Source organism: Chryseomicrobium aureum, from assembly GCF_016909155.1.
Taxonomy (GTDB): Bacteria; Bacillota; Bacilli; order Bacillales_A; family Planococcaceae; genus Chryseomicrobium; species Chryseomicrobium aureum.
The window spans coordinates 61,317-81,773 of the sequence record NZ_JAFBFG010000001.1; the positions used below are offsets into that span (position 1 = coordinate 61,317).

At 42.2% G+C, this 20,457-nt stretch carries 18 protein-coding genes and 1 other annotated feature; all 18 genes read left to right on the forward strand.

Features of this window, described 5'->3' with window-relative positions:
- Positions 1 to 65: 65 nt before the first annotated feature.
- The 18 genes from ilvD to JOD03_RS00480 all read left to right on the forward strand — a co-directional run bounded on the left by ilvD (position 66) and on the right by JOD03_RS00480 (position 20,429).
- Entirely contained in the window at positions 66 to 1,733 is a 1,668-nt protein-coding gene (ilvD, locus tag JOD03_RS00395) for a dihydroxy-acid dehydratase (protein ID WP_204588843.1), read from the forward strand.
- Positions 1,729 to 1,946, forward strand: a binding site (T-box leader). It overlaps the preceding gene by 5 nt.
- Before the next feature lie 61 nt (positions 1,947 to 2,007).
- Positions 2,008 to 3,717: a biosynthetic-type acetolactate synthase large subunit gene (gene ilvB, locus JOD03_RS00400; protein WP_204588844.1), complete on the forward strand. Its 1,710-nt coding sequence runs from the start codon at positions 2,008 to 2,010 to the stop codon at positions 3,715 to 3,717.
- Positions 3,714 to 4,229 (forward strand): acetolactate synthase small subunit, encoded by a 516-nt coding sequence (gene ilvN / locus JOD03_RS00405; RefSeq protein ID WP_204588845.1) that lies wholly within the window; start codon positions 3,714 to 3,716, stop codon positions 4,227 to 4,229. The genes ilvB and ilvN overlap by 4 nt, the downstream gene beginning before the upstream one ends.
- Before the next feature lie 12 nt (positions 4,230 to 4,241).
- Entirely contained in the window at positions 4,242 to 5,273 is a 1,032-nt protein-coding gene (ilvC, locus tag JOD03_RS00410; protein ID WP_204588846.1) for a ketol-acid reductoisomerase, read from the forward strand.
- A complete protein-coding gene (locus tag JOD03_RS00415) occupies positions 5,260 to 6,789 on the forward strand; it encodes a 2-isopropylmalate synthase (protein ID WP_204588847.1) in 1,530 nt (509 codons plus the stop codon). The genes ilvC and JOD03_RS00415 overlap by 14 nt, the downstream gene beginning before the upstream one ends.
- A 17-nt stretch (positions 6,790 to 6,806) precedes the next feature.
- Positions 6,807 to 7,907 (forward strand): 3-isopropylmalate dehydrogenase, encoded by a 1,101-nt coding sequence (gene leuB / locus JOD03_RS00420; protein WP_204588848.1) that lies wholly within the window; start codon positions 6,807 to 6,809, stop codon positions 7,905 to 7,907.
- 15 nt (positions 7,908 to 7,922) lie between these two features.
- A complete protein-coding gene (gene leuC, locus JOD03_RS00425; protein WP_204588849.1) occupies positions 7,923 to 9,329 on the forward strand; it encodes a 3-isopropylmalate dehydratase large subunit in 1,407 nt (468 codons plus the stop codon).
- Between the two features lie 14 nt (positions 9,330 to 9,343).
- Positions 9,344 to 9,934 carry a 3-isopropylmalate dehydratase small subunit gene (gene leuD, locus JOD03_RS00430; RefSeq protein ID WP_204588850.1) on the forward strand — a complete coding sequence of 197 codons (591 nt, stop codon included), beginning with the start codon at positions 9,344 to 9,346 and terminating at the stop codon, positions 9,932 to 9,934.
- A gap of 166 nt (positions 9,935 to 10,100) precedes the next feature.
- Positions 10,101 to 10,658: a ribosome hibernation-promoting factor, HPF/YfiA family gene (hpf, locus tag JOD03_RS00435; protein ID WP_204588851.1), complete on the forward strand. Its 558-nt coding sequence runs from the start codon at positions 10,101 to 10,103 to the stop codon at positions 10,656 to 10,658.
- Positions 10,659 to 10,776: 118 nt separating this feature from the next.
- Positions 10,777 to 13,287, forward strand: coding sequence for a preprotein translocase subunit SecA (secA, locus tag JOD03_RS00440; protein ID WP_204588852.1), 2,511 nt, complete (start codon positions 10,777 to 10,779; stop codon positions 13,285 to 13,287).
- A 20-nt stretch (positions 13,288 to 13,307) separates the two neighbouring features.
- A protein-coding gene (gene prfB / locus JOD03_RS00445) for a peptide chain release factor 2 (RefSeq protein ID WP_204589357.1) occupies positions 13,308 to 14,409 on the forward strand; the annotation gives its coding sequence in 2 pieces (ribosomal slippage) (positions 13,308 to 13,379 and positions 13,381 to 14,409; 1,101 coding nt in all).
- 89 nt (positions 14,410 to 14,498) lie between these two features.
- Complete coding sequence (locus JOD03_RS00450) at positions 14,499 to 15,365, forward strand: YitT family protein (protein ID WP_204588853.1); 867 nt, start codon at positions 14,499 to 14,501, stop codon at positions 15,363 to 15,365.
- A gap of 40 nt (positions 15,366 to 15,405) precedes the next feature.
- Entirely contained in the window at positions 15,406 to 15,735 is a 330-nt protein-coding gene (cccB, locus tag JOD03_RS00455; protein ID WP_204588854.1) for a cytochrome c551, read from the forward strand.
- 513 nt (positions 15,736 to 16,248) lie between these two features.
- Positions 16,249 to 16,935, forward strand: a complete 687-nt coding sequence (ftsE, locus tag JOD03_RS00460; protein WP_204588855.1) for a cell division ATP-binding protein FtsE — start codon at positions 16,249 to 16,251, stop codon at positions 16,933 to 16,935.
- Positions 16,925 to 17,812, forward strand: coding sequence for a permease-like cell division protein FtsX (gene ftsX / locus JOD03_RS00465; RefSeq protein ID WP_204588856.1), 888 nt, complete (start codon positions 16,925 to 16,927; stop codon positions 17,810 to 17,812). The genes ftsE and ftsX overlap by 11 nt, the downstream gene beginning before the upstream one ends.
- A 38-nt stretch (positions 17,813 to 17,850) precedes the next feature.
- The gene (locus JOD03_RS00470; RefSeq protein ID WP_239584737.1) at positions 17,851 to 19,194 is read left to right on the forward strand and encodes a murein hydrolase activator EnvC family protein; all 1,344 of its coding nucleotides are present in this window, start codon (positions 17,851 to 17,853) and stop codon (positions 19,192 to 19,194) included.
- Between the two features lie 66 nt (positions 19,195 to 19,260).
- On the forward strand, positions 19,261 to 19,866 hold the full coding sequence (locus JOD03_RS00475; protein ID WP_204588857.1) for a hypothetical protein: 606 nt from the start codon (positions 19,261 to 19,263) through the stop codon (positions 19,864 to 19,866).
- A complete protein-coding gene (locus JOD03_RS00480) occupies positions 19,863 to 20,429 on the forward strand; it encodes a redoxin domain-containing protein (RefSeq protein ID WP_204588858.1) in 567 nt (188 codons plus the stop codon). Before JOD03_RS00475 ends, JOD03_RS00480 begins: the two co-directional genes overlap by 4 nt.
- Positions 20,430 to 20,457 lie beyond the last annotated feature (28 nt).

Consider the following 20,457-nt stretch of genomic DNA (forward strand, 5'->3'; position numbering starts at 1 on the left):
GGATTGTATGATAATTGCAATATATTTCATATTGCAGGATATTACATACAAAGATGGTGATGCAGTTGAGAAGTGACATGATAAAAAAAGGAATCGACAGAGCGCCACACCGTAGTCTACTTTATGCGACTGGTGTGAAGACGAAAGATCTTCAAAAACCATTTATTGGAGTTTGTAACTCATACATTGATATTATTCCAGGACATAAACACCTGAACCAATTCGCTGAGATTGTTAAAGAAGCGATTTGGGAAGCAGGTGGCGTACCTTTTGAATTCAATACAATTGGGGTAGATGACGGAATTGCGATGGGACACATTGGGATGCGCTATTCTCTTCCAAGCAGGGAGCTAATTGCTGATTCAGCAGAGACCGTTATCAATGCTCACTGGTTTGATGGAGTATTTTACATCCCAAACTGCGACAAAATTACACCAGGCATGCTGATGGCAGCTGTGCGTACCAACGTTCCTTCAGTATTTGTAACAGGAGGGCCTATGGAGGCTGGGGAATCTGCAGACGGTAAACCTCTTTCATTGACGTCTGTTTTTGAAGGGGTAGGGGCGTATAAGTCAGGGAAGATGTCAGAGCAAGAGTTGCTCGATATTGAACAAAATGCTTGTCCAACATGTGGGTCGTGTTCAGGGATGTTCACAGCAAACTCGATGAATTCCTTAATGGAAATTTTAGGTGTGACACCCCCAGGCAATGCGACAATCGTAGCGACATCAAAAGAACGTCATCGTTTGATAAAAGAAGCCGTTGGACACCTTTTACGGATGATTGAAGACGATGTGAAACCGCGTGACCTTGTCACAAAAGATGCAATTGATGATGCGTTTGCACTTGATATGGCAATGGGTGGTTCGACAAATACTGTGCTGCATACACTTGCCATTGCGCATGAAGCAGAAATCCCATACGAGATGGAACAGATTAACGAGGTAGCAAAACGAATTCCGTATCTTGCAAAGATTATGCCAGCGAGCGATTATTCGATGCACGACGTTCACTTAGCAGGAGGATTATCAGCAATCATTAAAGAGCTTTGTGAAATTCCAGGTGGGATTCATGGAGACCGGTTAACAATCACAGGAAAATCTGTATTTGAAAACGTAAAGGATGCAAAAATCTTAAATCCTGCCGTTATTCGACCAAAAGACAATCCCTATAGTCCTGTAGGAGGCTTGTCTGTTCTATTCGGAAATCTAGCTCCGGATGGAGGAGTAATTAAAGTTGGGGCAGTGGATCCCTCCATTCAAACATTTGAAGGGAAGGCAATCGTCTTTAATTCCCAAGAAGATGCACAGCAAGCAATTGACGATGGACGTGTGCAAGAAGGGCATGTTGTTGTGATTCGGTATGAAGGACCAAAGGGTGGGCCAGGAATGCCAGAGATGCTTGCACCTACTTCGGCGATTCAAGGTCGTGGTTTAGGAACGAAGGTTGCTTTAATTACAGATGGTCGCTTTTCAGGCGCTTCGCGTGGAATCTCAATTGGACACATTTCTCCAGAAGCAGCAGAAGGAGGTCCTATTGCTTTAGTAGAGGATGGCGATACGATTGTGATCGACCTACCTAATCGCACGATACACCATGATGTAGATGAGAAAATTTTAGAAAAGCGCCAGCAACAATTACCAGTATTTGAACCAAAAATCAAAAAAGGTTATTTAGCTCGCTACTCCAAACTTGTAACTTCTGCAAGTACAGGTGGCGTTATGAAAATATAAAGCGTTGAAGAGGTAAAAGATCAAGTGTGGACTATTGCAGAGAGCCGGTGGTGCTGAAAACCGGTATAGCCCCTTGTATCGACATCCCCTCTGAGCGAAGGATGAACGTCATCGACTAGTAAGTCCTTCCGGATCACACCGTTAACTAGTGACACACGAGGCAGCGAAAGCTGTGAAGTAGGGTGGTACCATGAAGTCAAATTCATCCCTATGCGAGGAACATCTCTGTTCATTTGCATAGGGTTTTTTTTATACCTAAAAAGGAGTGATACCAATGGTCATGCAGGCGGATAAACAGCAACTCAAACAACTTTCAGGTGCAGACGTGCTGATTGAACTGCTACACGAACAACAGGTTGAAATGATTTTCGGATACCCAGGAGGAGCTGTACTGCCGATTTATGACGCATTGTATCGCAACCCAATTCCTCATATTTTAGCGCGTCATGAACAAGGTGCTATACACGCAGCAGAAGGATATGCACGCGTAACTGGAAAACCGGGGGTAGTCATTGCTACATCGGGTCCTGGTGCAACAAATCTAGTAACAGGGATTGCAGATGCAATGATGGATTCATTGCCTCTCGTTATCTTTACTGGACAAGTAGCCAGCACGGTAATCGGGACAGACGCTTTTCAAGAAGCAGACATCATTGGCATAACGCAACCGATCACCAAACATAATTATCAATTAAAAGATGCAAAAGATCTCCCACGAATTGTACGAGAAGCATTTCATATCGCTTCGACAGGACGACAGGGACCGGTATTAATTGATATCCCTAAAAATCTGGCAGCGAACGCGGCTCAGCAGCTCAACTGGCAAGTTGAACCGATTCATCTACCTGGATATCAACCGACGACTGAACCGAATTATTTACAAATTCAAAAAGTGGCTGAGGCGATCAATCAAGCGCAACGACCTTTGTTGTTGGTCGGAGCAGGAATTCTCGCTTCAAAAGCAACACAAGAAGTAGCGCAATTTCTCGAGCAAACAAAAATGCCAGTTGTTTCAACTTTACTAGGTTTGGGTGTAGTGGATGCCGACCATCCGCAGTTTCTAGGAATGGCTGGGATGCACGGCACGTACACAGCGAATATGGCGATACAAGAATGTGACTTGCTCATCAATATCGGTGCACGATTTGATGACCGTTTGACTGGCAACCTAGCAGAGTTTGCACCGAAAGCAACTGTAGTTCATGTAGATATCGATCCCGCTGAAATCGGCAAGAATGTACCTACGTCCATCCCAATTGTGGCGGATGCAAAAACGGCTCTATCGGAATTGATGCAATTTACGTACAACCCGACTACAAGCTTTGATTGGCAAGAAGCACAGCAAATCAGTAAGCAGCACTATCCACTTCACTACAGAGAGGATGGATTAAAAGCGCAACATATTTTGCAAATCGCACGAAATGTTACACGTGGGGAAGCAATTGTAGCAACGGATGTCGGGCAGCATCAGATGTGGGCAGCTCAGTATTATGGCTTTTCGGCACCACATAAATGGATCACATCAGGAGGGCTCGGCACGATGGGCTTTGGATTCCCAGCAGCAATCGGTGCACAGCTCGCATTTCCAGATGAGAAAGTACTTGCTGTTGTAGGAGACGCGGGTTTTCAAATGACCTTACAAGAGTTGTCGCTTCTTCAAGAAAAGAGATTGCCGGTCAAAATCCTTATCTTAAACAATCAAAGTCTCGGAATGGTAAGGCAGTGGCAAACGTCCTTTTATGAAGAAAGGTTTTCTCAGAGCTTGATGCCTGTCCAGCCAGACTTTGTGAAGCTCGCAAACGCCTATGACATTCAAGGTGTAAAGCTTGAGACGTTAGAAGAAGCCGAGCGATTGCTTCCAGAACTCTTGCTTTCGAATGAACCCGTATTAATTGATTGTAGAATCGAGCAACTAGAACCGGTGACTCCAATGGTAGCACCTGGAAAAGCATTGCATGAAATGATTGGAGTGAAGCCGTTTTGAGACGAATCATTACTGTCACTGTCCTGAATCAAAGCGGCGTATTGAACCGTGTGACAGGTTTGATGATGAAACGCCAATTCAATATTGAAAGTATGACAGTCGGCCATACTGAACAACCAACTATCTCGAAAATGACGTTTGTTGTCCATGTTGAAGATGCACAAAAACTTGAGCAGTTGTTGAAACAGCTGCAAAAACAAATTGATGTTTTAAAAGTACAGGATTTGACGGACCAAGTGCTGGTAGAACGCGAGCTCGCCTTGATCAAAGTCCAAGCAAGTGCCACCAAGCGACTAGAGCTCGCAACACTAATTGAACCTTTCCGAGCACAGATAATCGATGCTGGAAAACAAGTCGTAACGTATCAACTGACGGGACGCCCTGATAAGATTGATGCTTTTGTTGAACTTGTTAGGCCCTATGGAATTAAAGAATTAACACGAACAGGTGTGACGGCATTTACTCGTGAGCACCAAAAAGTACAGACACCAATTAAATTACTTACCTACTAGGAGGAATGGAAAATGACAAACATGTACTATAACCAAAGTATCAACGAACAGGTATTACAAGGAAAGACAGTGGCAATCATCGGATACGGATCACAAGGGCATGCACATGCGCGCAACCTTCAAGATAGTGGCTTCCAAGTAGTGGTGGGTGTTCGTCCTGGAAAGTCTTTTGATCAAGCAAAAGAAGATGGTCTGCAAGTCACAACAGTTGCACAAGCCGCTGAACAAGCGGATGTCATCATGGTCCTCCTTCCAGATGAGCGACAAAAAGCAGTATACGAGGCAGAAATTCAACCGCACCTAAAAGAAGGAAAAGCACTAGTTTTTGCACATGGGTTCAATGTTCACTTTGATCAAATTGTAGCTCCTGAAGGGGTAGATGTGTTCCTAGTGGCACCGAAAGGACCAGGCCACCTAGTGCGTAGAACCTATGAAGCAGGAGCAGGTGTTCCAGCACTGTTCGCAGTCCATCAAAACGCTACAGGGCAAGCGACAGAACTCGCACTGGCCTATGCAAAAGGAATTGGGAGTGCACGTGCAGGAGTGCTTGAAACGACGTTCAAAGAAGAAACGGAAACAGACCTTTTCGGGGAACAAGCCGTACTATGTGGGGGTCTAACTGCACTTGTAAAAGCTGGATTTGAAACACTTGTGGAAGCTGGGTATCAGCCAGAACTTGCTTATTTCGAAACAATGCATGAGTTAAAACTAATTGTAGACCTAATGTATGAAGGGGGTATGACAGGAATGCGCTACTCGATCTCAGACACGGCTGAGTGGGGAGATTTTGTATCGGGGCCTCGTGTAGTTGATGCAGATACAAAACAGCGTATGAAAGACATTTTGACAGATATCCAGCAAGGGAAATTTGCAAAAGAGTGGATTCAAGAAAATGAACAAAATCGACCGAATTATACACGAATCAAAGAAAGTGAAACTACACATCAGATCGAGGAGGTAGGTGCCAAGCTTCGTGAAATGATGCCGTTTGTGCAAGCAGCTAAACAACCGAAGAAGGAAGTGGTGACCAGTGGGCAAAATTGATATTTTCGACACAACATTACGAGATGGGGAGCAATCTGCTGGTATCAATCTAAACACGGCAGAAAAAGTAGAGATAGCACGTCAATTGGAGCGGTTTGGAGTCGCAGTCATTGAAGCAGGTTTTCCTGCTTCATCCCACGGGGACTTTGAAGCAGTGAAGCAAATTGCTCAAACTGTGAAAAACTCTACTGTTACAGGTTTAGCACGCGCAGTTCAATCCGATATTTTGACATCTTTTGAGGCGTTGAAGTACGGCGAGCAACCTCATCTACACACGTTTATCGCGACTTCACCAATCCATATGGAATACAAGTTGAAAAAAACGCCGGACCAAGTAGTTGAAATTGCAGTCGAGTCCGTAAAGCTTGCGAAAAAATATTTCCCGCTCGTACAGTGGTCAGCAGAAGATGCCACACGTTCGAATAAAGAATTTCTTGCACGCATCATCACCGAGGTTATAAAAGCTGGTGCAACAACGATTAATATACCGGATACAGTTGGCTATGCCACGCCTTCAGAATACGGGGCATTGTTCCACTACCTTCGTGAAACAGTTCCAGGAATCGAAAAGGTGAAACTGTCAGCCCATTGTCACGATGATTTGGGACTTGCAGTAGCGAATTCACTGGCTGCCATCGAGAACGGGGCAACTCAAATCGAAGGGACGATCAACGGAATCGGAGAACGCGCTGGAAATGCAGCACTTGAAGAAATTGCTGTGGCTCTAAAAATTCGCGGAGACTATTATCAAACGGAATCCGGAATTGTATTAAAAGAAACGAAACGCACGAGTCAGCTGGTGAGTCAATTGACAGGTGTAATTATCCAACCGAATAAAGCGGTTGTTGGAAAAAATGCATTTGCGCACGAATCTGGGATTCATCAAGATGGCATGCTGAAAAATCCAGAGACATACGAAATTATCACGCCTGCAATGATTGGGGAAGTATCTACAGAACTGGTTCTTGGCAAACATTCTGGCCGACATGCTTTCATCAGCAGAGCAAAACAAATGGGCTTTGAATTGACGAACGAAAATTATGCAAAAGCATTTGTCGCATTCAAAGATCTTGCAGATCGTAAAAAGGAAATAACTGAAGAGGATTTATTTGTACTCTTAACAGATCAACAAGTACAAGCAGAAGATGTACCTGTCTATGTGTTGGAAAGCGTTCAAGTGCAATACGGTACTTCTAATATTCCGACGGCAACAGCACGTGTAACGAGCCCGACTGGAGAAGTTGTAACGGTTTCTGATACTGGAGCAGGTTCTGTAGAAGCGATTTTCAATACACTTGAAAAAGTGGTTTCTGGGACCGTTCGCGTACTTGACTATCGTGTCACATCGGTGTCAAAAGGGCGAGATGCTCTGGGTGAAGCTGTCGTGAAACTATGTTTTGATGACAGAGACACCATTGGACGAAATGCTTCCCAAGATGTATTAGAAGCAAGTGCTAAAGCGTATTTAAATGCTATCAACCGTCAATTGCAACAAACATTAGTCGCCACAGTTTAACTATAGGAGGAATGAATATGAAGAAACGAATCGCTGTATTACCAGGGGACGGTATTGGTCCAGAAGTCACGCAAGCGGCTGTCGACGTAGTGAAGGCTACAGCCAAACGGTTTCATCATGAATTTGAATTCCACTATGCAGCAATTGGAGGAGCCGCTTATGATGCGGTAGGTGAGTCCCTTCCGGATCAGACGATTGAAGTATGTGCTGCATCAGATGCAGTACTTTTAGGGTCCGTAGGCGGTCCAAAGTGGGATCAGGTAGCTCCTGAAGTTCGACCGGAAAAAGGATTATTAGCCCTTCGTAAACAGTTTAATCTCTATGCAAACTTAAGACCTGTCAAAGCGCATGAAGCGCTTCAAGAAGCTTCTCCTTTAAAACCTGAAATTGTAGAGGGCACAGATTTTGTAATCGTTCGTGAACTGACTGGAGGGCTTTACTTCTCTGAACCTCGTAAAAAGACAAAAGACTCAGCGGTCGATACGCTCGTTTACACAAGAAAAGAGATTGAGAGGATTGTTGAGACAGCGTTTCAATTGGCACGTAGCCGTAACGGAAAATTGACATCTGTTGATAAAGCAAATGTACTCGCTTCAAGTAAGCTTTGGCGAGAAATAGTAGAAGAAATGCGCACAGGTTACCCGGACGTTACGGTCGAGCACATGTTAGTAGACGCCGCAGCGATGCAATTAATCAAAGAACCATCTTCATTTGATGTCATTGTGACTGAAAATCTGTTTGGTGATATTTTAAGTGATGAAGCTTCTATGATTACAGGCTCTCTCGGTATGCTTCCTTCCGCTAGTGTACGTGACGATTCCTTTGGTGTGTATGAGCCGATTCACGGTTCCGCACCAGATATTGCTGGACAAGGAAAAGCAAACCCTGCCGGAGCGATTCTATCTGCAGCGATGCTTTTGAAGCAGTCGTTTGGACTGACAGCAGAAGCTCAGGCGATTGAAGATGCTGTAGAACGTGTGTTGAAAGACGGATACACAACAGCGGATTTAAAAGGAGGAAGAGTTCTTTCAACAGAGCAATGGACAGCAAAAGTGATAGAAGAATTGGACAGTGAATCTGTCTCAGATAGCATTTGTTTTTCGTACATTTCAGGATAACTGGGGGCACTTTATATGGCAAAAACAATTATCGAAAAAATTTGGGACACCCATATCGTAGTCGAAGAGCAAGGAAAACCAGATCTTCTCTATATCGATTTGCACCTGATCCACGAAGTGACATCTCCTCAAGCGTTTGAGGGACTTCGTATGGCCGGAAGATCAGTTCGACGACCAGATCTCTGTTTTGCGACAATGGATCATAATGTGCCGACTATCAATCGTCAACAGATTACTGATGTAGTTGCTAAAAAACAAATGACAACGCTCGAGAAAAATTGCGAGGAATTTGGAATCCAACTGGCAAACATGGATCATCCCGATCAGGGAATTGTGCATATTATTGGTCCTGAACTCGGGTTGACACAACCGGGGAAAACCATTGTCTGTGGTGATTCTCATACATCTACTCATGGTGCGTTCGGCGCTCTTGCCTTTGGAATTGGAACGAGTGAAGTGGAGCACGTTTTATCCACTCAAACACTTTGGCAGGCAAAACCTAAAACGATGGAAGTGCGTGTCACAGGAGAACTTGGATTTGGTGTGACAGCAAAAGATGTGATTTTAGCGATTATCGCAAAGTTTGGTATCGATATGGGAACGGGCCATGTCATTGAATATACAGGTGAAGCAATTCGGAACATGACGATGGAAGAACGTATGACGATTTGCAATATGTCGATTGAAGCAGGAGCAAAAGCTGGTCTAATCTCACCTGATGCTACTACTATCGAATTCCTTCGTGGCAGACGGTATGCACCTCAAGAAAACTTTGAACAATTCGCTGCAGAATGGTTATCACTAGCTAGCGACAAAGAAGCAAGTTATGACACGGTACATGTGATTGACGCGAAAGAAATCTCGCCATTTGTAACGTGGGGAACCAATCCAGCGATGGGGGCGGGCATTCAACACACAATCCCAACACTTGCGGATTGTCCAACAGAAGCGGACAAAGTGGCGTTACAACAAGCTTTAAATTATATGGGCCTTGAACAAGGTCAAGCGCTTCAAGACATTGCCATTCAACATGTTTTCATTGGTTCATGCACCAATGCGCGTCTCAGTGATCTGGTGGAAGCGGCAAAAGTAGTGGAAGGACGACAAGTGGCGAAAGGTGTGAGAGCTCTAATTGTTCCGGGCTCCCAAACAACGAAAAAACAGGCCGAAGAGCTTGGCTTAGACAAGGTTTTCTTAGATGCAGGTTTTGAATGGCGAGAATCAGGATGCTCCATGTGTTTAGCAATGAATGATGACAGTGTACCTGCAGGTGAGCGATGTGCTTCTACAAGTAATCGAAACTTTGAAGGCAGGCAAGGTGCTGGGTCCCGCACACATTTAATGAGTCCAGCAATGGCTGCCGCTGCTGCCATCGAAGGAAAATTAACGGATGTCCGGAAGTATGAAATGGCATTTGTCTAAAAGGAGAGAGATGTATGAAGCCTATTCAATTAATCGCGAGTATCGTCACACCGCTAAATAAAAAGAATGTCGACACGGACCAAATCATCTCGAAAGAATTCTTAAAGCGAATCGAACGAACAGGATTTGGAAAGTACTTGTTTTATCACTGGCGGTATCAAGAAGATGGAGCAGAGAATCCAAGTTTTGTATTGAATGATCCAACATACAGTGATTCTAGAATTCTTGTTGCTCATGAGAATTTTGGTTGTGGGTCTTCACGAGAACATGCGCCATGGGCCATTGGTGATTATGGTTTCCGAGTCGTTATTGCGCCAAGCTTTGCAGATATTTTCTACAACAACTGTATGAAGAATGGTATTTTACCGATTCGTTTACCGGTAGCAGAAGTGGAAGAAATTTTAGCAAAACCGTATTACACTTTGACAGTCGATCTACCCAATCAACAATTGTTAGGGACAGATGGTGTCATGTATAATTTTTCAATCGATCCCTACCAAAAAAAGATGTTACTCAATGGCTGGGATGAGATTTCCCTCACTTTCCAGTACGAGAAGCAAATTAAGGAATACGAAGCGAAACACTTTAAGATGACTGCCATTTGATGGTAGTCATTTTTTCTTGAGTGAAACCTACAGAATTATTGGATAATTAGGCGGATTACGTGTACAATCTTCACAAGTCATCTTTTTTAATTCTTTCAAGAAAAAGAAGGAATTTTGAAGAAGATGTCGAAATAAGTAGTATAGCAATTATAAAGGAGGAGTTTTCATGCTAAACTTTAACATCCGTGGAGAAAATATCGAGGTAACTCCTGCAATTCGAGAATATGTGGAAACAAAAATCGAAAAAATTGATCGCTACTTTAATGAAGAGCTGAATTCTACAGCCAATGTAAACCTAAAAGTTTACAACGACAAACAGACGAAAGTGGAAGTCACAATTCCTATGAAAAATCTAACTCTTCGTGCGGAAGAGCGTCATACAGATATGTATGCAGCGATTGATTTAATTGTAGATAAATTAGAGCGCCAGATTCGCAAACACAAAACAAAAGTAAATCGTAAATTCCGTGAGCGTGAAGGTGTAGGCAGTTATTTTGCTACTACTGAGGGTGCTTTAGCTCCAGAACCTGAAACGGCAGAAGAAGACTACACAATCGTACGTACGAAAACGTTTGACTTAAAGCCGATGGATCAAGAAGAAGCAATCCTTCAAATGAACATGCTTGGTCACAACTTCTTTATCTTTACGGATGCAGAATCAAATGGCACAAATATTGTGTATAAACGTAAAGATGGGAAATACGGATTGATCGAGACAAACTAATTCAGTAAAGCTTCTGCCTCGGCAGGAGCTTTTTTTATGCAAACCGGTAGCTTCGCTTGATGAAGCTTTTCAAAAAGTGGTAAAATGAAAGATAAGTCTGAAATAGGAAGTGACCTTCATGTTAGGTGTATTGAATAAAGTGTTTGATCCAAACAAACGCGAAATTAAAAAACTTGAAAAAATTGCTGATTCTGTTGAAGCGCTAGCTTCTCAAATGGAATCGTTATCCGATGATCAATTAAAAGCCAAGACAACTGAATTTAAAGAGCGTTATACAAACGGCGAAACAATCGATAAATTATTGCCGGAAGCATTTGCAGTAGTTCGTGAAGCTTCTAGACGTGTGTTAAATATGTATCCATTCCGCGTACAAATCATGGGTGCTGCTGCTCTTAATGATGGCAACATTTCCGAAATGAAGACAGGGGAAGGGAAAACATTAACGTCTACAATGTCTGTTTACTTAAATGCTTTGACAGGCAAAGGTGTGCACGTTGTAACGGTCAATGAATATTTAGCAAGTCGTGATGCAGAAGAAATGGGTAAACTGTATAATTTCTTAGGGTTAACAGTTGGTTTAAATACAAATGCATTAACAAAAGCAGAAAAGCGTGAGGCTTATTTAGCAGACATCACGTACTCAACAAATAATGAATTAGGGTTCGACTACTTACGCGACAATATGGTCCTTTATAAAGAAGAGAAAGTACAGCGTCCGCTTCACTATGCTGTAATCGATGAAGTCGATTCTATTTTGATCGATGAAGCGCGTACACCACTTATCATTTCAGGACAAGCATCGAAAGCGGCCTTGCTGTACAAACAAGCCAATGCAGTCGTCCGCCTTCTTCGCAATGAAGAAGATTATAGTTATGATGAATCGACAAAGGGTGTAGTATTAACCGATACAGGTGTTGAAAAGGTCGAAAAATCTTTCGGGATCGACAATCTATTTGATTTGACGCATGTACGATTAAACCACGCTGTGAACCAGTCTCTAAAAGCGCATGTCTCTATGCATAAAGATGTGGATTACGTTGTTCAAGAAGACGAGGTTGTTATTGTTGACTCCTTCACCGGACGTTTGATGAAAGGTCGTCGTTACTCAGATGGTCTTCACCAAGCAATCGAAGCTAAAGAAGGCTTAGATATTCAAAATGAATCGATGACGATGGCAACAATCACGTTCCAGAACTTCTTCCGTATGTATGAGAAGCTATCAGGAATGACAGGTACAGCGAAAACAGAAGAAGAAGAGTTCCGTAACATTTACAATATGGACGTTGTTGTTATTCCTACAAATAAACCGATTATTCGTGACGATCGAGCGGATTTGATCTATGCGTCTACAAAAGGGAAGTTTGAAGCAGCTGCAGCAGATATTGCTGAAAAACACAAAAATGGCCAACCAGTTTTGATTGGTACAGTTGCAATTGAAACGTCAGAGATCATCTCTGCTCTTTTAACAAAACATAAAATTCCGCATAATATCTTGAATGCTAAAAACCATGAAAGTGAAGCGCAAATTATTGCCGATGCCGGTAAAAAAGGTGCAGTAACGATTGCTACGAACATGGCAGGTCGTGGTACGGATATTAAATTAGGTGAAGGTGTATTAGAAACTGGCGGTCTTGCAGTAATCGGAACGGAGCGTCATGAATCACGACGTATTGATAACCAATTACGTGGACGATCTGGTCGTCAAGGTGACCCTGGAGTTACACAATTCTACTTGTCATTAGAAGATGAATTGATGCGACGATTCGGTTCGGACAATATGAAATCAATGATGACTCGCTTAGGACTAGATGATACGCAACCTATTCAGTCAAAAATGGTATCGCGTGCAGTAGAATCCGCTCAAAAGCGTGTGGAAGGAAATAACTTCGATGCACGTAAGCGATTGTTACAATACGACGATGTCCTTCGTCAACAACGTGAAATCATTTACAAAGAGCGAAATGAAGTGCTCGAAACAGATAACATGCGTGCACTCGTTGAGAAAATGATTGAAGAAGTCATCGATCGTACTGTGGATGTGCACACGACTGCAGAACAGCCTGCAGAGTGGAACTTAAAAGCCATGACAGATTATATTAAAGCGACTTTATTACCTGAAGAATCTGAAGCAGAATTGAATTTTGAAGGAAAAGATCGCGAACAGATTCGTGAAGAGCTAAAACAGCTGATTACAGCAGAATACAATGGAAAAGAAGAACGCTTTACGGAAGAACGTATGCGTGAGTTCGAGAAAGTTATTTTACTTCGTTCGATTGATACAAAATGGATTGATCATATCGATGCGATGGATCAGTTGCGACAAGGGATTCATTTACGTGCTTATGGACAAACGGATCCGCTTCGTGAATACCAAAATGAAGGATTTGCCATGTTTGAAACGATGGTTGCCTCAGTTTCAGAAGATGTTGCGAAGTACGCAATGAAAGCAGAAATCCAACAAAATCTTGAGCGTGAAGAAGTAGCAAAAGGGCAAGCTGTTAATCCCAAAGATGATGGCAAGCCAGTCAAAAAACAACCCATCAAAAAAGACGCAGAAGTCGGACGTAACGAACCATGTCCATGTGGAAGCGGAAAAAAATATAAAAACTGTCACGGTGCAGTTAGCTAATTAGCGGAGGAATTACCATGATTGAATTATCAGCAGCACGCGCAGAGCTCGAACGCTCAACGCAAAAAATCCAAGACTTTAGGGGGTCTCTTTGACTTAGAAAACAAAGAGGCACGCATTCAAGAGCTGGATGAACTTATGACGTTCCCAGACTTCTGGGATGACGCACAAAATGCGCAAAAAACAATCAATGAATTGAATGGATTAAAAGCAATTGTTGACCAATACAATACGTTAGTAGACGATCAAGAAAATCTTGAAATGACAGTGGAACTGTTAAAAGAAGAACCGGACGAGGACTTGCATGCAGATCTTGAGAGTAGTTTAAAAGAGCATCAAACAGCACTTGCAAACTTTGAGCTCCAAATGCTACTTAGCGAAGAACATGATAAAAATAATGCGATTTTAGAACTTCACCCAGGAGCAGGTGGAACGGAGTCACAAGACTGGGGTTCTATGCTATTGCGCATGTATCAACGGTGGGCAGACAAACGAGGATTCAAAGTGGAGACACTTGATTATTTACCTGGAGACGAAGCGGGAATCAAGTCCGTAACTCTTCTCATTAAAGGACATAATGCTTATGGCTATTTAAAAGCGGAAAAAGGTGTACATCGTCTCGTGCGTATTTCACCCTTTGATTCTTCAGGTCGCCGTCATACCTCATTCGTTTCCGTAGATGTGATGCCAGAATTCAATGAAGAAATTGAAATCGACATTCGAACGGAAGATTTAAAAATTGATACGTACCGTGCAAGTGGAGCAGGTGGACAGCATATCAATACGACAGACTCGGCTGTTCGTATCACGCACTTACCAACAAACACAGTCGTTACATGCCAAACGGAGCGCTCCCAGATTAAAAACCGTGAACATGCAATGAAGATGTTGAAGTCGAAATTGTATCAATTGCGGATTGAAGAACAAGAAGCAGAACTTGCTGCTATCCGTGGTGAACAAAAAGAAATTGGATGGGGTTCTCAGATTCGCTCGTACGTATTCCATCCGTATTCAATGGTCAAAGATCACCGAACAAATGAAGAAAGTGGAAATGTTCATGCCGTTATAGATGGAGAACTGGACAACTTTATTCACGCATATCTTCGATCAAAAATCCAATAACGCATTCTCATCCACTATGGTATACTCTACCGTAGTGGATTTTTACGAGTTGAGAAGGATTAGCTGAGTGTGAAAGGCGAAGTGCTTATATGAAGGAAAGAAAACCTAGAAAAGAAGAAACGCCAATCGTCCGAGAAATCCGGGATTATATTTTTATTATTATTGGAGCAGCCATTGTAGCGGTTGGATTCAATGTATTTCTCTTACCAAACCAGATTGCATCGGGTGGGGTAAGTGGTATCAGTACGATTCTCTACTCTTTATTTGGATGGCAGCCAGGGATTGTACAATACGCATTCAACATTCCATTGTTTATTGCGGGTGTAATCATTCTTGGTAGAAACTTTGGAGTGAAATCATTTGTCGGGACTATCACTTTGCCAGCAGTGGTACTTGCTACTTCAAGTTGGGATGCTTGGACTATGAATCCTCTCCTTGGTGCCTTATTTGGTGGAATTGCTGTCGGTACAGGACTCGGCCTTGTCTTTAGAGGAAATGCTTCGACTGGTGGGACGGATTTGGCAGCTCAGATTATCACGAAATACACAGGCCTGTCGTTAGGTACCAGTGTCCTTCTCATTGATGGATTGATTGTTATTTCAGCAGCAGTGGTATTTGATATTGAACGGGCTCTTTATGCTCTGATTGGTCTTTTCACAACTACCAAAACAATTGATATTATACAACTCGGGTTCAGCCAATCGAAAATGGTGCATATCATAACGTCTGAAGAACAAGCTATGAAGGAAGCCATTTATCAACAAGTCAATCGTGGTGTCACAAAGATGACGGGGATTGGTGGTTATACGGAAGAACCACGTCCCATCTTAATGGTGGTTGTGTATCAAACAGAATTTACAAAGCTGAAACAAGTCGTAAGAACTGTAGATCCGAAAGCGTTTGTGATTGTTTCGGATGCATATGAAGTTCTTGGTGAGGGTTTTAAACGGTATTAACTTTGGTATACTATAGGAAAAGAGAAAAGGAGTGTTTTGGATGAAAAAATTGCTTCTTAGTTTAACAATTACTTCTGCATTTTTACTTGCTGCTTGTGGAGGAGATTCAACAGAAGAATCTGCACCTACGGATTCTGGGAATGTAGCAGATGTAGATGCTGAGGCTGTAGTGAATCAGCGTTGTATTAGTTGTCACGGTAACAATCTTGAAGGACAAGGAAACTCCCCAGCTCTTAATGATGTTGGATCACGATTAAGTGAAGCTGAAATTTTAACAGTTATTCTTGAAGGTAAAGGCGCGATGCCAGGTGGAATTATTGAAGGTGCTGAAGCGGAAGCAGTAGCAGCTTGGTTAGCGGAAATGAAATAGTATTAGATGTGGAGAACGCCACTCTAGAAACTCCGAGGAAATCAGACGTGCCCGTGAAGGCGTTTTTCAGCCTTTGCGGGTGCGGCTGATTCCGGAGCGTGTTTCTGGCGTTCGCAACTCGATTCCATTCGGAGGCGCAACTCGATTACTCTAGATGTGGAGAACGCCACGCTTGAAAAGTTGGGTTCCATTCCGGGGCTGCTTTCCGAAGGCGCGGCGTGAGCCTCCTCGTCGCAGGCTCCTGTGGGGTCTCACGTTCCGACTTGAATCCCACTGGAGTCAGCCCCTGCACTACACTCAACTTAATAGTAGATGCAGAAATTTTTGCAAAGCAATCTAAAAAATCTACTGAAGAGCTGAACTAAATCAGCTCTTTTTTTTCATGGTAAAAGATAAACCTCTTTCATCGCTTTTTTAGCAAAATGAAATATACCTGTAACATTAAAACTTTTTTTCGATGTTATAATGAACCTGTTGCGCTTAACGAAGTATACAAAATAGGTGGTTAGAAATATGATCCAAATGAAAGATGTCTATAAGAAGTATCCAAATGGTATCGTGGCAGCGAACGGGATTACAGTAGACATTAAACAAGGAGAGTTTGTATATGTAGTTGGACCAAGTGGCGCGGGAAAATCTACATTTATCAAAATGATGTACCGAGAGGAAAAGCCTACAAGTGGTGACATAATTATCAATGGCATCAACTTAGCAAAAATAAAGTCGAAGAAAGTGCCTCTTTTAAGGCGTCAGATTGGCGTCGTCTTCCAAGACTTTAAATTACTCCCTCGTATGAATGTGTATGAAAATGTTGCATTTGCATTAGAAGTAATAGAAGAAAGTCCAAAGGTGATTCGCAAACGAGTTATGGAAGTATTAGACCTCGTTGGACTTAAGCATAAAGCTAGAATGTTTCCTACTGAATTGTCAGGTGGAGAACAGCAACGGATTTCAATTGCGCGCTCCATCGTCAACAGGCCAAAGCTTGTCATTGCCGATGAGCCTACCGGAAACTTAGATCCGGATACATCCTGGGAGATTATGAATATCTTCAAAGAAATTAATTCTCGGGGAACGACCATTATTATGGCTACCCACAACAAAGAAATTGTAAACACACTCAAACACCGTGTCATTGCAGTTGAAGGCGGAATGATTGCCCGAGATGAAGCAGAAGGAGACTACGGGTATGAAATTTAGAACATTCGGCCGTCACGTGAAAGAAAGTTTTCGAAGCATTGCACGAAACGGATGGATGACATTTGCTTCTGTAAGCGCTGTAACCGTTACACTACTCCTAGTAGGTGTGTTCGTCGTTATCATGATGAACTTAAACAAACTAGCAGACGATCTAGAAAATGATGTTGAAATGAAAGTGTTTGTAGAACTTACAGCAGAAGATCAACAGATTACGGAACTAGAACAACAGATAGCTGATACATTAGGTGTTAAAGAAGTGGTTTACTCCACGAAAGAAGACGAGCTTGTAAAGCTTGCACAAGATTTCGGGAATGATCTTCAGTTGTTTGAACAAGACAATCCATTACATGATGTATTTTATGTGAAAGCAGCAACGCCAACCGAAACAGCAGCAGTAGCTACTCGAATTGAACGATTGGATCAAGTCTCACGAGTTGAGTTCGGTAAAGGAAAAATTGAACGATTATTTGCGGTACTAGACGTTAGTCGAAATGTTGGACTTGTATTAATTTTAGGGTTGCTATTTACAGCAATGTTCTTAATCTCGAATACGATCCGCATCACAATTGTTGCACGACGCCGTGATATTGAAATCATGAAATTAGTTGGAGCAACCAACTGGTTCATTCGCATTCCTTTTGTGTTCGAAGGGATGTGGCTAGGAATTATGGGAGCTTTGTTGCCGATGACACTTGTAACAACAGCCTACTACGCAATTTACAATGAGCTTCAACCAAGACTTGCGCAAAGTGAACTGATTACACTCCTTCCACCAATGCCATTTTTACTGCAAGTGAATGGCTTGATTCTTGTCATGGGAATTATGATTGGTATTTGGGGAAGCTTTATGTCTGTTCGTAAGTTTTTAAAAGTATAGAGAAAACGTACCAGTGAAAGAAAGGGGAAAATGAACGCATGTCGACAACGTCACGGAAAGTGAAAATGGCAACATGGCTTACAGCTGCCACCTTACTATTTACAAGTGGAACGGTTTCCGCTGCAAATTTAGATGAACTAAAAGAGCAACAACAAGAATTAGAGCAACAGAAAAATGAATTGAACTCTTCAATTGAACAGAAAAAGGGAGAGATTCAAGAAAAAGCGAGCGAAATTTCAACAATTGAGGACAAAGTCCAAAAGCTAAGTGATGAAATTGTAGAAACAGAAAAAAAGATTGAGGAAGTTCTCGCTGAAATTGAAGTGACACAAAACGAAATTGCAGACCTGCGAGCTTCTATCGTTGAACTTGAAAAGAAAATCGAAGAGCGTGATGCACTTCTGCGCGATCGAATTCGTGCGGTTCAATTGAGTGGGGGATCCGTAAATTACGTGGACGTTCTGCTTGGAGCAAATTCATTTATTGATTTCATCGACCGCTTCTCAGCAGTTAATACATTGATGGAAGCTGACCGACAAATCATTCGTGATCAAGCAGCTGATAAAAAACAACTAGAAGAAGAAAAAGCTTTGGTTGAACAAAAACTACAGCAGCAAGAAGATCAAAAAGCGGAATTGTTAAAACTGAAAGAATCTCTAGACGGTCAAAAAGCGCAAATGAACGATTTGTTAGACCAGCTTGAAGAAGAGCAAAACAAGCTAAAAAATGAGCAACAAGCTATGGAAACAGATTATGAAGAAATTGCGAATTTAAGTGAAGAAACAAAAAATAAAATTGTAGCCGAGCAGCAACGTATTGCAGAAATTGCTCGCCAACAAGCTGAAGAACAACGCCGTAAAGAAGCAGCTGAACGTAAAGCACGCGAAGAAGCTGCAGCACGTAATGCAAATTCAGGTGGTGGATCTAGTAACACAGCACCAGCAGTATCAGCGCCAGCAGTGTCAGCTGGAGCTTGGACGAAACCAGTAAATGGACGCCTTACATCTGGTTATGGATACCGAGTACATCCTATTTATGGCACTGGACGCATGCATTATGGTGTAGACTTTGCCAACAGCATCGGTACACCAGTTGTTTCAGCAGCTGCTGGAGTAGTCAGCTATGCAGCTCCATTTAGCACGTACGGAAATGTTGTAATGGTTACGCATAATATTGATGGCCAAACATTTACATCTTTATACGCTCACTTAGACTCTATTGGTGCATCCGTTGGACAATCTGTAGGAAAAGGTCAACAGATTGGTACTTTAGGGAACACTGGCAACTCAACGGGACCTCACTTGCACTTCGAAATTCATGTTGGTGGCTGGAATGGTATGGCTGCAAACTCAGTGAATCCACTTCGCTATATTCCAATGTGATGAAAAGCAGTTCACTTTACGTGAGCTGCTTTTTTCTTTACGATAAGTGTAGGTAGGAGGAATAGTGTGACTATTACAGATTGGTACATTATCTATTCATTGACGATGCCATCTTCATGGCTTGCTTTTTTCATCTCGATTGTCGCTGTGGCAATAACTCTTTATTTACGTTTTGATAAACAACTGACTAGTATTTTTATAGATGCGTCACTTGCTTTTATACTTGTATGGAAGCTGAGCGTTATTGTTACTGATTTCCAAACAGTACTCAATCAGCCACTAAGCATACTCTACTTTAATGGCGGATACGTAGGAGTGGGGATGGGGACTATCGCCGGATTATATGTACTTTTTAAAACGAACTATTTAGAACCAAAAAACTATCGTACATTTCCTTTACTGATGAGTAGTTATTATCTGTTCTTTATGGTGCTACTTAACGAAAATAATCCAGCACTTGAGATTTTTATACTTGCAACTGCACTTAGTGCACTGGTTCTCACATGGATAGGAAATCAAAGATTACTGCTAGGAGTAGCCGTCCTTCTTTTTTTTAGTACATTTTTCCAACCCCTAGGGGTATTTCAGCCGTATACATTTCTGTTAATTGGCGTAGGTATAGGAATAGAAGTCTTTATCCGATTTTCAACTAAAAAGGTGGTAGCAACGTGAAAAAAATCATTGCATTACTAGGGCTTGCTGTTTTGATTGGAATTGCAACTTATTCATTTGCACAAGAAAACGCAGATACAGTAGACTCATTAAATAATGAACAACTCGGGACGGATATGGCTACTAGTCCAAACTCTACATTACAAAAAGGGGATATACCTCCTCAGTTTACGCTACAGACACTTGACGAAAAACAAATCACATTAAGTGAGTTGAAGGGGAAAAAGGTAATTTTAAACTTCTGGGCGACATGGTGCCCACCTTGTAAGGCAGAGATGCCGCACATGCAAAAATTTCATGAACAGTATGGGGATGAAGTCGAAATAGTTGCGGTAAATCTTACTAGTAAAGACAGTGGTATTGATAAAATCGAGCAGTTTGTAAGAGATTACGAATTAACATTTTCTATACCACTAGATGAAACAGGTGATGTTGGCGATGCTTATGAAGCGATTACGATTCCGACCAGTTATATTATTGGAACAGATGGCCGGATACAACATAAAATTGTTGGGCCAATGGATGAAGCAATGATGGAACAGTTGATTAGTTCTACGCCATAAACGAATAATCAGAATCCTCCTCTCGTAT